Genomic DNA, 13238 nt, shown 5'->3' with positions numbered 1-13238 from the left:
TTTTATCCTCAGTCACTACTTAAGCGCCGGGATTTCCCCCCTGAATTAATCAGGAGATTCCTGCTTACGAGCTCATACCGACTTTCCCCACGGAAGAACGAGAAAAGAGCTGCCTGAACCGAGGAGTTTTAGACTGATGGCTACGAAGAAACCAGCACCTGTAAGTCCGACACCCAAAAGCGACCTGGCAGGCACCGATACACTGGATCGGGGCAACACTAATGAAAAGATCGAAAGCCTGGAGCAGTTTCGCTCCGACGCTACCGGCCAGGCCCTGCGCACCAATCAGGGCGTAAAGGTTTCCGATAATCAGAACACGCTGAAAGTAGGCAACCGTGGCCCGTCGTTGCTCGAAGACTTCATCATGCGTGAGAAGATCACGCACTTCGACCATGAGCGTATTCCAGAGCGCATCGTTCACGCTCGCGGTACCGCTGCCCATGGGTACTTCCAGAGCTACGAGAATCATTCAGCACTCAGCAAAGCCGAATTCCTCCGCGATCCGGGAAAGAAAACCCCGGTGTTCGTGCGTTTTTCCACTGTTCAAGGGCCGCGCGGCTCCGGCGATACCGTGCGTGACGTGCGTGGCTTTGCGGTGAAGTTCTACACCGCCGAAGGCAACTACGACCTGGTCGGCAACAACATGCCGGTATTTTTCATCCAGGACGCGATCAAGTTTCCGGACTTCGTGCACGCGGTAAAACCTGAGCCGCACAACGAGATTCCCACTGGCGGCTCGGCTCACGACACGTTCTGGGATTTCGTTTCGCTGGTGCCCGAGTCCGCGCACATGGTGCTGTGGGCCATGTCTGACCGGGCCATTCCCAAGAACCTTCGCAGCATGCAGGGCTTCGGCATTCATACCTTCCGCATGATCAATACCGAAGGTAAATCCTCGTTCGTGAAATTCCACTGGAAGCCCAAGTACGGCACGTGCTCGCTGCTGTGGGACGAGGCGCAGAAACTGGCGGGTAAGGACACCGACTACCATCGCCGCGATTTGTGGGAGTCCATCGAGTCGGGTGACTATCCCGAATGGGAGCTTGGGGTACAGATCGTGGCTGAAGAGGACGAGCACAAGTTCGATTTCGACCTGCTCGACCCAACCAAGATCATCCCTGAGGAAATGGTGCCTGTGACGCCACTCGGGAAAATGGTGCTCAACCGCAACCCTGACAATTATTTCGCCGAGACCGAGCAAGTCGCGTTCTGCCCCGGCCACGTGGTGCCCGGTATCGACTTCTCCAATGACCCCTTGCTGCAGGGACGTCTGTTTTCCTACACCGATACTCAGATCAGCCGACTGGGCGGGCCGAACTTTCACGAGATCCCGATCAACCGTCCGATTTCGCCGAACCACAGCGGCCAGCGTGATGCACAGCATCGCATGACCATCGACAAGGGCCGGGCGTCCTACGAGCCTAACTCCATTGATGGCGGCTGGCCGAAAGAGACACCTGCAGGCCCCGAAGATGGCGGCTTCGAGACATACCAGGAGCGTGTCGAAGCGCACAAGGTGCGTGAGCGCAGCCCTTCGTTTGGCGATCACTTCTCTCAGGCCACGCTGTTCTTCAACAGCATGAGCGAACACGAGAAAGAGCACATCATCGCGGCCTACAGCTTCGAGTTGGGCAAGGTCGAACGCGAACATATTCGCGCTCGCGAAGTGAATGAGATCCTGGCCAATATCGACATGACGCTGGCCACCCGTGTAGCTGCCAACCTCGGCCTGCCCGCGCCTAAGGGTCCGACCGTCAAGGCGCAGAAGACTGGCAAGCCGACGGTGGATAAGTCGCCTTTGCTTAGCCAGGTGAACCTGCTGTCCGGCGACATCGCCTCGCGCAAAGTAGCGATTCTGGTGGCGGACGGCGTGGACGACAAAGCGGTGGCAGCCATGAAAGCCGCGCTGGAAGCTGAAGCCGCTCACGCCAAGATCCTCGGCCCTACCTCGGCGCCGGTGAAAACGGCAGGAGGGAAAATGCTGGCTGTAGATGCCTCGGCTGAAGGTCTGCCATCAATTGCATTTGATGCTGTTTTCATCCCGGGCGGCGCTGCTTCGGTGAAAGCCTTGAGTGGGAACGGCGTGGCGCTGCATTACGTGCTGGAGGCCTACAAGCACCTGAAAGCCATCGCCTACGCAGGGGAAGCCAAAGAGCTGATCGATCTCCTGCGGCTGGAAGCTGACGCAGGGCTGTTGGCAGTCTCGGATAGCAAGTCGTTCGCCGCGTTCTTCGATGCTATCAAGCAGCACCGGGTTTGGGCGCGGGAGCCGAAAGCCAAGGCGATTCCGGCCTGAATTTACGTTCGAGGCCAGAGGATGACCGTGGGAGGGATCGGCGGTTACGACGGTCCCTCCCACATGGGCAGCAGTGGCTAGGGAAATTCTCAATAAAAAAGGCGTTGCCTGTGAGGGCAACGCCTTTTTTGTTGATCAAATTTTGATCAGAGCTTGGCGGGTTTCAGAATGATCTGCGCAGGCTCGGTTTTCTCGATTTGACGCTGGATCTGCAATTCGAAATCCGGGTTGATCTTGTCCACACGCTTGGTCAGCAAGGTTGCCAGCCATGGGTAATCATCCGTGCGTGGGACCTGAACGATTACGTCGCAATTGAACGCGGTAACGTCAGCTGCGATGTCATTCAACTGTCGACGCAATTGCTTCGAGTCAGTGATTTTCAACTCGATGGTCGTGCTTTCAATGCTTGGATCAATGATCCTGGCTGTGCGCTTGGCCTCAGCCGCCCTCAGCTCGGCCTCGGCCTTGTCCAGCTCGGCCTTGCGCGCATTGGCGATGGCGCCGTTGACGCCACTGGTCAATGCCGGAGCCTTGGGCATCAGCGCCCGGGCACGGCTCAGCGCAGTGGCTGCGGCGTTGACATCACCCTTCTGCAGCACGATCTGGCTGCGGCTCAAATACGCTTCGGCCAACTGGCGCTGGTACTGCTCCAGGCGCGGATCATCAGCATTTTTGCCTTGCAGCGCTGCCAACTGATCTTCAGCGGTGGCCAGCTCGCTGCTTGCAATATTCTGCTCCAGCTGCTGGTACGCATCGGGCGGCGCGACAGGCGCGGGCTCTTCGACAGGCTTGCTCTGGCAGGCGACCAACAGGACGGAAAATGCAGCAAGCAGCAGATAACGGGAGGCGAACGGCTTCATTCCTGCGATTCTCTATTTGCGCAAAAAACGAGCAAGTCTACACATAAGTGCCTTGCACCGAAAATAACTGATGACCATCGGCGGCCCCGCGCAGGTCATTGCATATTGCCGCCATTCAATTATTGCGGAGTATGACTGTTCTTCCGGCACAAGGTTCTACCGCTTCGGCAAAACGAAGCTCAGCAGAAATAGTGCGGCGGCGCAGACTACGATCGACGGGCCCGCAGGGGTGTCCTTGAACCAGGACAACGCCAACCCGCCGCACACGGCGAGTATGCCGATTAAGCTGGCGCCCAAGGCCATTTGCTCGGGCGAACGGGCGTGACGCTGTGCCGCAGCTGCCGGAATGATCAGCAGCGAGGTGATCAGCAGAACGCCAACGATTTTCATCGCGACGGCGATGACGACGGCGATCAGCAGCATCAGTGTCATGCGCAGGGCGGCCACCGGCAGACCTTCGACGGTGGCCAGTTCTTCGTGCACGGTGATCGCCAGCAGCGGCCGCCACAGCGCGCAGACCAGCACCAGCACGGCCGCGCTGCCGCCAAGAATCCAGGCCAGATCGGTGGGACTGATCGCAAGCAGATCGCCGAACAGATAACCCATCAGGTCGATTCGCACTTCACGCATGAAGCTCAGAACCACAAGACCCAGCGACAGCGTGCTCGGCGCAAGAATGCCCAGCAGTGTGTCCGAAGCCAGTGGCTGGCGTTGTTGCAAGGTCACCAGCAGGATCGCCAGCAGCAGACAGCCCACCGTCACTGCGATGGTCGGGCTGATGTCCAGCAGAAAGCCCAGCGCCACGCCGAGGAGTGCGGCGTGGGACAGCGTATCGCCGAAATAGGCCATCCGCCGCCAGACCACGAAAGACCCGAGAGGGCCAGCCACTACCGCCAGAGCAAGGCCTGCGAGCAAGGCATAGAGTAAAAAATCAGCCATGCTTGCAGCTGTCCCCGTGGTCATGATTGTGGGAATGGGTGTGATCATGGTTGTGATCGGAGGCGGGCGCCGGTTGGCAAACCTCGCCGTGCAGATCGTGGGCATGGTCGTGATGGTGGTGATAGATCGCCAGACTCGGCGCGTGCTGGCCGAACAGCTCGACGAACGCCGGATCGTTGCTCACATGCTCGGGGTGACCGGAGCAACAGACGTGGCGATTCAGGCAGACCACCTGATCGGTGGTGCTCATCACCAGATGCAGATCGTGGGACACCATCAGCACGCCGCACTTGTGGCGATTGCGCAGTTGGGTGATCAGCGCGTACAGCTCGGCCTGACCTGCAACGTCGACGCCCTGCACAGGCTCGTCGAGGACCAGCAGCTCGGGCTCACGCAGCAGCGCGCGGGCAAGCAGAACCCGCTGCATCTCGCCGCCGGAGATGCCTTGCAGCGGGCTGTCGATGACCTTTTCGGCGCCGACTTCAACCAGCGCGGCTAGTGCGGTTTCACGATCTACACCCGGCACCAGCCGCAGAAAACGCAGGACTGACAGCGGCAGGGTGGGATCGACGTGAAGCTTTTGCGGCATATAGCCGACGCGCAATCTCGGCTTGCGCCAGACTTCACCCGAATCTGGCTTGAGCAGGCCGAGCACTGCGCGTACCAGCGTGGTCTTGCCTGCGCCGTTCGGTCCGATCAACGTGACGATCTCGCCGGGACTGACGCTCAGCTGGATGTTTTCCAGCACGCTCTGGCCGGCGCGAGTGACGCTGACGTCCTTCAGGCGGATCAGTGCGTCGCTCATCAGGCGGCCTTGCAACCGGCACACACACCGACGACTTCGACGGTCTGGGCTTCTACGTCAAAGCCGACCTCGTTGGCTGCGTTGACGATGGCCGAACTGATTGCCCCGTGCTGCAGCTCAATGGCGGCGTGGCACTCGCGGCAGATCAGAAACTGCCCCTGATGCGCGTGAGTCGGGTGATTACAGCCCGCGAAGGCGTTCAGCGACGCAATGCGGTGCACCAGGCCGTTCTCCAGCAAGAAGTCCAGCGCGCGATAAACCGTGGGCGGGGCGGCACGACGACCGTCTTCCTCGCTCAATACAGCAAGGATGTCGTACGCGCCCAGCGGCTTGTGACTTTGCCAGACCAGTTCCAGTACGCGACGACGCAGAGCGGTCAGGCGCAGGCCTTTGCCAGCGCACAGGGCATCGGCTTCGGCGAGTGCGCTGTGCACGCAATGAGAGTGATCGTGGGGGCGACTGGCCAGTGGTGTTTTAGACATGGGCGGCGACGACTATTGAGAGAGACGTTATTATGTTACCCGTTCCTGCCCCCATGAGTGGTCATCGTGTCCCGACTTTTTTTACTTTTTGTCGTATTCATCACCGGTATTTCCGCAATTGCTTCCGCCCAGGCCGAAGTTCGCGTGCTGACCAGCATCAAGCCGCTGCAGCTGATTGCAGCGGCCGTTCAGGACGGCGTCGCGGTGCCGGAAGTCCTCCTGCCACCGGGGGCATCGCCTCATAATTACGCACTGCGCCCTTCCGACGTACGGCGTGTTCAGGACGTCGACCTGCTCTACTGGATCGGCCCGGACATGGAAACCTTCCTGCCGCGCGTGCTGGCGGGCCGAAGCAAGGCATCGGTTCCGGTTCAGTCGTTGCCGGGCATGCATTTGCGGCACTTCACCGCCAGCAGCGATCACCATGACGATGATGGCGATGAGGACGAACATGACCATGATCACCGCCCGGGCAGCGTCGACGCGCATTTGTGGCTGTCGTCGGTCAACGCGCGGGTAATCGCAGCGAAGATGGCGGCTGACCTGAGTCAGGCCGATCCAGCCAATGCCGCGCGTTATGACAGCAACGTCAAGGCGTTCGATGATCGAATGGATGCGCTGGACGCGAAAATCAAACAACGCGTGGCAGGCATTGCCGACAAGAGATATTTCGTCTTCCACGAGGCCTTCGATTATTTCGAAGAGGCCTACGGGCTCAAGCATGCTGGAGTGTTCGCCGTCAGCAGTGAAGTGCAGCCCGGCGCCCAGCACGTCGCCGCCATGCGCGCGCGGTTGGCTGAATACGGCAAGACCTGCGTGTTCAGCGAGCCCCCGCTGCGTCCACGTCTGGCAGACACGCTGAGTGCGGGGTTGCCGGTAAAGCTGGCGGAGCTTGATGGTCTGGGCGGATACACCCCCGCTACCGCTCAAGGCTACGAGCAGTTGCTGAGCAAGCTGGCGGATGACCTGGCGGGGTGTCTTGAGAGTTTGTAACCCTCAACGCGTGATATCGCTGTAGCCGTCCGGCTTGCCGGCGTTCGCAGCTTCAGGATCGCAGCCGCCGGCAAGCCGGACGGCTACAGAATCGGCGGCTTGAGCGCTTACAGGTCTGATGCTTACAGCGCAAACGGCAACGGAATATGCGTTTCCTGACGCTGTTCCAGGCGCTGGCGGAATTCAGACGGGTCGTGGATCAGCACGTCCTGACCGGCAAAACTCTCGGCAGCGATCAGGCGCGACAACCAGAACCGCACACAACCCACGCGCAGCATGGTCGACCACAGCTCGGCTTCGGCAGCAGTGAACGGGCGCAGTGCCGCGTAGGCGCCTAACATCGCACGAGCGCGTGGGGCATCGATCTTGCCATCCTCGAACGAACACCAGTCATTCACGGCAATCGCCACGTCGTACAGCATCGGGCCGGAACAGGCGTTGTAGAAGTCGATCACGCCCGTCAGGTGCGTGCCTTCGAACAACGTGTTGTCGCGAAACAGGTCGGCGTGCACATTGGCGCGTGGCAATGACATGATTCCGGGTTTCGTGCGCTCTATTTCCTCGACGGACTGCTTCAGCAGCGCGCCTTCGGCCTCGCCCAGGTGCGAAATGAAATTGCTGCCTTCTTCCAGCATCCAGTTCAGACCACGGTCGGTTATGCGCTCGATGGGCTTTTCCCGGGTCGCCAGATGCATGTGCGCCATCAGCTCACCGATCTGGGCGCAGTGTTGGGTATTGGGCTCGGTAGGATGTTTGCCCGACAGGCGCGGTTGCAGCAGTGCCGGTTTGCCCTTGAGTTCACGCAGTGCCTGGCCGTCCGTGGTACGCAAGGCATACGGCACTGGCAAATCGGCTTCGTGCAGGACATCCAGCAGTTCGATGAAGAACGGCATTTCCTGCACCGGGCCGCGCTCGACCAGTGTCAGCACGAACTCGCCGTGTTCCATGCTGATGAAGAAGTTGGTGTTTTCACTTCCGGCTGCGATGCCTTGGAAATCACGCAGTTGGCCGAGCCCGTACGGGGCGAGAAAAGCTTCCAGCTCGGGCCGAGCCAGGGGAGTAAAAACGGACATATGAACACTGCCAGCAAAAAGTGAATGTAGGGCGTTACCAGCTGAATAGTACCCATTGGGGTATCAGCATGTCCGGTTGATCCGAACGAATGAACTGACCGCTTGTGCCGTCGGCGCGTACCAGATAATACGGCTTGCCGTACTTCGGCGTGATTTTTACCGCATAAACGAAGCCGTTCGCCTTGTACTCCTGAATGAAATTGTCACCGTCCTTGCGGATCGTGACATCAGGTTCCGGCGAGGGCGCCTCATCGTCGGCCGCAGCCACCACCAAGGGGCAAGCTGCTGCCAGGCTGACCAGTAACAGGCGATTTAGCGTACGCATGATAACCTTGTTCCTTTGTCGTCAACGGTCCTCGCATTCTAGCGCCGACCCCGCCGAAAAGGTTGATCCTGCACATGAGTCTCGCGCCCCTCGTCCTGGTGGACGGTTCTTCTTACCTGTACCGCGCCTTCCACGCGCTGCCGCCACTCACCACGTCCAAGGGCCTGCCTACCGGTGCGGTCAAGGGCGTGCTGAACATGCTCAAGAGCCTGCGCAAACAGTATCCCGAAAGCCCGTTCGCCGTGGTGTTCGACGCCAAGGGCGGGACTTTTCGCGACGAAATGTTCGCCGAGTACAAGGCCAATCGCCCGAGCATGCCCGATGACATGCGCGTACAGATCGACTTCCTGCACAATTGCGTGAAGGGTCTGGGTTACCCGCTGCTGTGTGTCGAAGGCGTTGAGGCCGATGACGTGATCGGCACTCTGGCGCGCAGCAGTGCTGCGGCCGACCGCCCGGTGATCATCTCCACCGGCGACAAGGACATGGCTCAGTTGGTCGACGGGCACATTACCTTGGTCAACACCATGACCGGTAGCGTGCTGAACGTGGCTGGCGTGAAAGAGAAATTTGGCGTCGGTCCTGAGCACATCATCGATTATCTCGCTCTGATGGGCGACAAAGTCGACAACATCCCCGGCGTTCCCGGCGTGGGCGAAAAAACCGCGGCGGGTCTGCTGGTCGGGATCAATGGCGGCTTGAAAGAGCTGTATGAAAACCTCGACAAGGTTCCTACGCTGGCGATCCGCGGCGCTAAAACGCTACCGGCCAAGCTAGAAGAGCACCGGGACATGGCTTTCCTTTCCTATCAGCTGGCGACCATCAAGGTCGACGTGCCATTGGATATCGAACTGGACGCGCTGCATTGCGGCGAACCTGACCGCGAAGCCTTGCTGGCGTTGTACACCGAGCTTGAGTTCAAGAGCTGGATCACCGATTTGCAGCGTGAGGCCAAGCAGGAAGGTACCGAGATCGCGCCTGTCGAAGAAGCTGCGCCAATCATCGAGGCCCAATACGAGCTGATTCTCGAGCAAACCCAGTTCGACGCGTGGTTGAAGAAGCTCGAAGCCGCCAAGCTGTTCGCCTTCGTCGTACAGAGCAACGGCACCGATGCTCAGCGCGCCCAGATCGTCGGCTTGTCGTTCGCGATCAAGACTCACGAAGCCTGTTACATCCCGCTGACCCACTCCTATATGGGCGTGCCTCAGCAACTGGAACGCGACGCCGTGCTCAAGGCGGTCAAGCCAATGCTGGAGGACGCGAGCAAAATCAAGGTCGGCCAGCACGCCAAATTCGCGATCAACCTGCTGGCGAACTGCGCAATAGGCGGCGATCAGAATCAGGGCATCAGCGTGCAGGGTGTGAAGTTCGACACCATGCTCGAATCCTACGTGCTCGACTCAACGGCGACTCGCCATGATCGCGACAGCCTGGTGGCCAAGTATCTGGATCACACACCGGTCAACTTCCAGGACATCGCCGGCAAGGGCGCCAAGCAGCTGACTTTCGATCAGATCGCGCTGGAGCAGGCCGGGACCTACGCCGCCGAAGAGGTGGATCTGACCCTGCGCCTGCATGAAGTCCTGCAGGCAAAACTCGACAAGACCCCAACGCTGGCGCCGGTTTTGAACGACATCGAAATGCCGCTGATGCCGGTCCTGGCGCGCATCGAGCGTCAGGGCGCGCTGGTCGACGCCAAGCTGCTGGGCATTCAGAGCGTCGAGCTGGGCAACAAGATGACCGAGCTTGAGCGTGAAGCCTTTGCCATTGCTGGTGAGGAATTCAACCTCGGCTCGCCGAAACAGCTAGGGGTGATCCTCTACGAAAAACTCGGCATGCCGATCATCAGCAAGACCGCCACCGGCCAGCCTTCGACGGCCGAAGCAGTGCTGGCAGAACTGGCCGAGCAGGAATTCCCGCTGCCCAAGGTACTGATGCAGTACCGCTCGATGAGTAAGCTGAAAAGCACTTACACCGACCGTTTGCCTGAACAGATTAACCCGCGCACCAACCGTATTCACACCTCCTACCATCAGGCAGTAGCGGTGACAGGGCGCTTGTCCTCCAGCGATCCTAACCTGCAGAACATCCCGATCCGTACAGCAGAAGGCCGCCGGATCCGTCAGGCCTTCGTCGCGCCGAAGGGCTACAAGCTGCTGGCTGCGGACTACTCGCAGATCGAGTTGCGGATCATGGCGCACCTGGCCAAGGACGAAGGTCTGTTGCATGCCTTCCGCAACGACCTGGACGTCCACCGTGCGACGGCGGCCGAAGTGTTTGGCGTGGAGTTGCCGGAGGTGACCAATGACATGCGCCGCAGCGCCAAGGCGATCAACTTCGGTTTGATCTACGGCATGAGCGCGTTCGGTCTGGCCAAGCAGATCGGCGTCGACCGCAAGCAGTCGCAGGCTTACGTCGATCGATACTTCGCGCGCTATCCCGGCGTGCTCGAATACATGGAACGCACCCGCACGCAGGCGGCCGAGCAAGGCTTCGTCGAGACCATCTTCGGTCGTCGCCTGTACCTGCCGGATATCAATGCCAAGAACCAGGCCCTGCGCAAAGGTGCCGAACGCATGGCGATCAACGCGCCGATGCAAGGTACGGCGGCGGACATCATCAAGCGTGCGATGGTGGCAGTGAACGGCTGGCTGGAAAGCTCAGGTCTCGATGCTCGCGTGATTCTGCAGGTCCACGACGAACTGGTGCTGGAAGTGCGTGAGGATCTGGTCGAGCAGATCAGCCAGGAAATCCGCGTGCACATGAGCGGCGCCGCGGACCTGGACGTGCCACTGCTGGTGGAAGTGGGTGTGGGGAATAACTGGGATGAGGCGCATTGATCATCATTTGATCAACTGCGGCCGGTCCGGTAGCGGTACGGCTTGCCGGCGGTGGCGGCTTCGGGATCGCTACCGCCGGCAAGCCGCGCTGTCACAGAGCGTTCGCCTGGAAGTCGTGATTGCCTGCGGCTCGACTCAAGCGTGGGATGAGTCTGCCCACATTAAATTTCCGCAGATTTTGAACTTCTGCGGACAAACCCCGGTCAGAGTTTGCGAGTGGCTGACGTAGCCACTCATGCTCCTATGTTGTGTTAAGTGTTGGCAGATATCCGGACCTCTCCCTAGTGGTCTGGACTTAGACCCCGAACTTCCCCTCCCCATATGAAGTCCGGGGTTTTTTTTGCCTGCGATTTACGCCGCAGGCACCTTGTCTTCAAGTTCCATCCAGTCGGCGAGCACGGTGTACGCTTCTTCCAGGCCCATGCGCTTGGGTGCCGAGAACAGCTGGATAGTCACGGCATCGCCCCAGCCCTTGCGAATTTCCGACTGCACCTTGAGCAGCGTGTTCTTGGCCGCGCCGAAGGTCAGCTTGTCCGCCTTGGTCAGCAGAATGTGCATCGGCATGCCGCTGGCAATTGCCCAATCGAGCATCAGCAGGTCGAAGTCGGTCATCGGATGGCGGATGTCCATCATCAGGATCAGGCCTTTCAGACTCTCCCGGCTGCCCAGATACGCCTCGAGGTGACGCTGCCAGTGTTGCTTGAGCGGAATCGGGACTTTTGCATAACCGTAGCCCGGCAAGTCGACCAGACGCCGATCGTCGTCCAGACTGAAGAAGTTCAACAGCTGAGTGCGGCCCGGGGTTTTCGAGGTGCGTGCGAGGCTGGCGTGGGTCAGGGTGTTCAGTGCACTGGATTTGCCAGCATTGGAACGGCCGGCGAAGGCCACTTCGAAGCCTTCGTCATCGGGGCACTGGTCGACTTTGGCGGCGCTGAGCATGAACTTGGCTTGTTGGCACAAGCCGAGGATCGGGTTCTTGAGTTGCATGGGATATCCGGTGAGGGCGTTGCTGCAGTGGTGCGGCAACGGGGTGTCGTTTCCGTTTAATGGACGCAAGTATATAATGCCGCAGATTTTGTGTGTGCTTTGTCCCACCCGAAGGATGAAGTTCGCAGAAGCCGGACTAACCTTACACCAACAATAAAACGTACTGGATTAGCCGATGAACAAGCTATGGATGAGTTTGCTGTTGATCTTGGGCATCTCTGGTGCCGCAAACGCCGCAGACGCGGTAGTCGGCGACCCCGCGGCAGGCCAGGCAAAAGCCGCAGTCTGCGGCGCCTGTCATGGTCCGGACGGTAACAGTCCCGCTCCCAACTTCCCCAAACTGGCCGGACAAGGTCAGCGCTATCTGCTCAAGCAACTGCATGAGATCAAGGACGGCAAACGTGTCGTTCTCGAGATGACCGGCCTGCTGAACAACCTCAATGAGCAGGATCTCGCCGATATCGCCGCCTATTTCTCCAGCCAGAAAGGCAGCGTCGGCGCCGCCGATGCCAATCTGGTCGCACGGGGCGAGGCTCTGTTTCGCGGCGGCAAACTTGATCAGGGCATGCCTGCCTGTACCGGATGCCACTCGCCCAACGGCGCTGGCAACGCCGCTGCCGGCTTTCCGCATCTGGGTGGGCAACATGCCGATTACGTGAAAAAGCAGCTGACAGCGTTCCGCGAAGGTGACCGCACCAACGATGGCGACACCATGGTCATGCGCTCGATTGCCTCCAAGCTCAGCAACAAGGATATCGACGCGTTGTCGGCCTACATACAGGGCCTGCATTAAGCCTCGATTAAGGCGAGAGCCCCTGAATAGGGCGGTTTCAGGCTCTGAAACCTTTGCACATCGTTTCCCGCTCGGGCGGGCCAAAAAGGGTAGCGAACGGCTGCCCTTTTTTGTGCGCGCAGGCGTTACACTTGCGAACTCACATCACCCCGCCCGGTCCAACTGCGGCCGTCGAGGTGACTTTTCATGCCCAGGAGTTAAGCATGCGTAATCTGATTCTCAGCGCCGCTCTGGTTTTCACCAGCCTGTTCGGTCTCACCGCTCAAGCTGCAGAGCCGATCGAAGCCGGCAAGCAATATGTCGAGCTGAGCAGCGCCGTCCCTGTTTCCGAGCCAGGCAAGATCGAAGTCGTCGAGATGTTCTGGTACGGCTGCCCACACTGCTACGCTTTCGAGCCGGTGATCAATCCATGGGTTGAAAAACTCCCCGCTGACGTTCATTTCATCCGCGTTCCTGCGATGTTCGGCGGTCCATGGGATGCCCACGGTCAGCTGTTCATCACTCTGGACACCATGGGTGTCGAGAAGAAAGTCCACACCGCAGTCTTCGATGCCATCCAGAAAGGCGGCAAGCGTCTGACCGACCCGAACGACATGGCCGAGTTCGTTGCCACTCAGGGCGTCGACAAGACCAAGTTCCTCGAAACCTTCAACTCGTTCGCCGTAAAGGGCAAGATCGCCCAGTACAAGGAACTGGCCAAGAAGTATGAAATCACTGGCGTTCCTACCATGATCGTCAACGGCAAATACCGTTTTGACCTGGGCACTGCCGGTGGTCCAGAGCAAGCGCTGCAAGTGGCCGATCAGTTGATCGCCAAAGAGCGCGCAACGCTGACCGCCAAGTAA

The 13238-nt window shown here is 59.5% G+C and carries 12 protein-coding genes; 5 read left to right on the top strand and 7 right to left on the bottom strand.

Features of this window, described 5'->3' with window-relative positions:
• The first annotated feature begins 136 nt into the window (after positions 1-136).
• On the top strand, positions 137-2296 hold the full coding sequence (gene katE / locus BWR59_RS04990; protein ID WP_081564545.1) for a catalase HPII: 2160 nt from the start codon (positions 137-139) through the stop codon (positions 2294-2296).
• Positions 2297-2442: 146 nt separating this feature from the next.
• On the opposite strand, the gene BWR59_RS04985 is transcribed toward katE, so the two are convergent.
• The 4 genes from BWR59_RS04985 to zur all read right to left on the bottom strand — a co-directional run bounded on the left by BWR59_RS04985 (position 2443) and on the right by zur (position 5382).
• On the bottom strand, positions 2443-3156 hold the full coding sequence (locus BWR59_RS04985; protein WP_081564544.1) for a PA5502 family lipoprotein: 714 nt from the start codon (positions 3154-3156) through the stop codon (positions 2443-2445).
• A 156-nt stretch (positions 3157-3312) separates the two neighbouring features.
• Positions 3313-4095, bottom strand: a complete 783-nt coding sequence (gene znuB / locus BWR59_RS04980; RefSeq protein WP_081564543.1) for a zinc ABC transporter permease subunit ZnuB — start codon at positions 4093-4095, stop codon at positions 3313-3315.
• A complete protein-coding gene (gene znuC, locus BWR59_RS04975; RefSeq protein WP_081564542.1) occupies positions 4088-4900 on the bottom strand; it encodes a zinc ABC transporter ATP-binding protein ZnuC in 813 nt (270 codons plus the stop codon). The genes znuB and znuC overlap by 8 nt, the downstream gene beginning before the upstream one ends.
• Positions 4900-5382 carry a zinc uptake transcriptional repressor Zur gene (gene zur, locus BWR59_RS04970; protein ID WP_081564541.1) on the bottom strand — a complete coding sequence of 161 codons (483 nt, stop codon included), beginning with the start codon at positions 5380-5382 and terminating at the stop codon, positions 4900-4902. Before zur ends, znuC begins: the two co-directional genes overlap by 1 nt.
• 66 nt (positions 5383-5448) lie before the next feature.
• Here zur and znuA point away from each other — a divergent pair, with 66 nt between their 5' ends.
• Complete coding sequence (gene znuA / locus BWR59_RS04965) at positions 5449-6375, top strand: zinc ABC transporter substrate-binding protein ZnuA (RefSeq protein WP_178111213.1); 927 nt, start codon at positions 5449-5451, stop codon at positions 6373-6375.
• A gap of 122 nt (positions 6376-6497) precedes the next feature.
• Here znuA and BWR59_RS04960 read toward each other — a convergent pair whose 3' ends face one another.
• Both BWR59_RS04960 and BWR59_RS04955 read right to left on the bottom strand, forming a co-directional pair.
• Positions 6498-7448, bottom strand: coding sequence for a homoserine kinase (locus tag BWR59_RS04960; protein WP_081564539.1), 951 nt, complete (start codon positions 7446-7448; stop codon positions 6498-6500).
• Positions 7449-7482: 34 nt separating this feature from the next.
• The gene (locus BWR59_RS04955) at positions 7483-7773 is read right to left on the bottom strand and encodes a DUF2782 domain-containing protein (RefSeq protein WP_081564538.1); all 291 of its coding nucleotides are present in this window, start codon (positions 7771-7773) and stop codon (positions 7483-7485) included.
• Positions 7774-7847: 74 nt separating this feature from the next.
• Between BWR59_RS04955 and polA the strand changes: the two genes are divergently transcribed.
• Positions 7848-10613: a DNA polymerase I gene (gene polA / locus BWR59_RS04950; protein ID WP_081564537.1), complete on the top strand. Its 2766-nt coding sequence runs from the start codon at positions 7848-7850 to the stop codon at positions 10611-10613.
• A gap of 351 nt (positions 10614-10964) precedes the next feature.
• On the opposite strand, the gene yihA is transcribed toward polA, so the two are convergent.
• Complete coding sequence (yihA, locus tag BWR59_RS04945) at positions 10965-11600, bottom strand: ribosome biogenesis GTP-binding protein YihA/YsxC (protein WP_081564536.1); 636 nt, start codon at positions 11598-11600, stop codon at positions 10965-10967.
• Between the two features lie 175 nt (positions 11601-11775).
• On the opposite strand from yihA, the gene BWR59_RS04940 reads away from it, so the two are divergent.
• Positions 11776-12393 carry a c-type cytochrome gene (locus BWR59_RS04940; RefSeq protein ID WP_081564535.1) on the top strand — a complete coding sequence of 206 codons (618 nt, stop codon included), beginning with the start codon at positions 11776-11778 and terminating at the stop codon, positions 12391-12393.
• 203 nt (positions 12394-12596) lie between these two features.
• A complete protein-coding gene (locus tag BWR59_RS04935) occupies positions 12597-13238 on the top strand; it encodes a thiol:disulfide interchange protein DsbA/DsbL (protein ID WP_081564534.1) in 642 nt (213 codons plus the stop codon).

Source organism: Pseudomonas sp. Bc-h, assembly GCF_002080045.1.
GTDB lineage: Bacteria > Pseudomonadota > Gammaproteobacteria > Pseudomonadales > Pseudomonadaceae > Aquipseudomonas.
The sequence above is the reverse complement of the archived record's forward strand: the minus strand, read 5'-3'. Positions and strand labels throughout refer to the sequence as shown.

Coding starts and splice junctions, on each gene's coding strand:
- BWR59_RS04955 (WP_081564538.1), bottom strand. CDS start 7,773: ATGCGTACGCTAAATCGCCTGTTACTGGTCAGCCTGGCAGCAGCTTGC.
- yihA (WP_081564536.1), bottom strand. CDS start 11,600: ATGCAACTCAAGAACCCGATCCTCGGCTTGTGCCAACAAGCCAAGTTC.
- zur (WP_081564541.1), bottom strand. CDS start 5,382: ATGTCTAAAACACCACTGGCCAGTCGCCCCCACGATCACTCTCATTGC.
- znuC (WP_081564542.1), bottom strand. CDS start 4,900: ATGAGCGACGCACTGATCCGCCTGAAGGACGTCAGCGTCACTCGCGCC.
- znuB (WP_081564543.1), bottom strand. CDS start 4,095: ATGGCTGATTTTTTACTCTATGCCTTGCTCGCAGGCCTTGCTCTGGCG.
- BWR59_RS04935 (WP_081564534.1), top strand. CDS start 12,597: ATGCGTAATCTGATTCTCAGCGCCGCTCTGGTTTTCACCAGCCTGTTC.
- BWR59_RS04985 (WP_081564544.1), bottom strand. CDS start 3,156: ATGAAGCCGTTCGCCTCCCGTTATCTGCTGCTTGCTGCATTTTCCGTC.
- BWR59_RS04940 (WP_081564535.1), top strand. CDS start 11,776: ATGAACAAGCTATGGATGAGTTTGCTGTTGATCTTGGGCATCTCTGGT.
- katE (WP_081564545.1), top strand. CDS start 137: ATGGCTACGAAGAAACCAGCACCTGTAAGTCCGACACCCAAAAGCGAC.
- BWR59_RS04960 (WP_081564539.1), bottom strand. CDS start 7,448: ATGTCCGTTTTTACTCCCCTGGCTCGGCCCGAGCTGGAAGCTTTTCTC.
- polA (WP_081564537.1), top strand. CDS start 7,848: ATGAGTCTCGCGCCCCTCGTCCTGGTGGACGGTTCTTCTTACCTGTAC.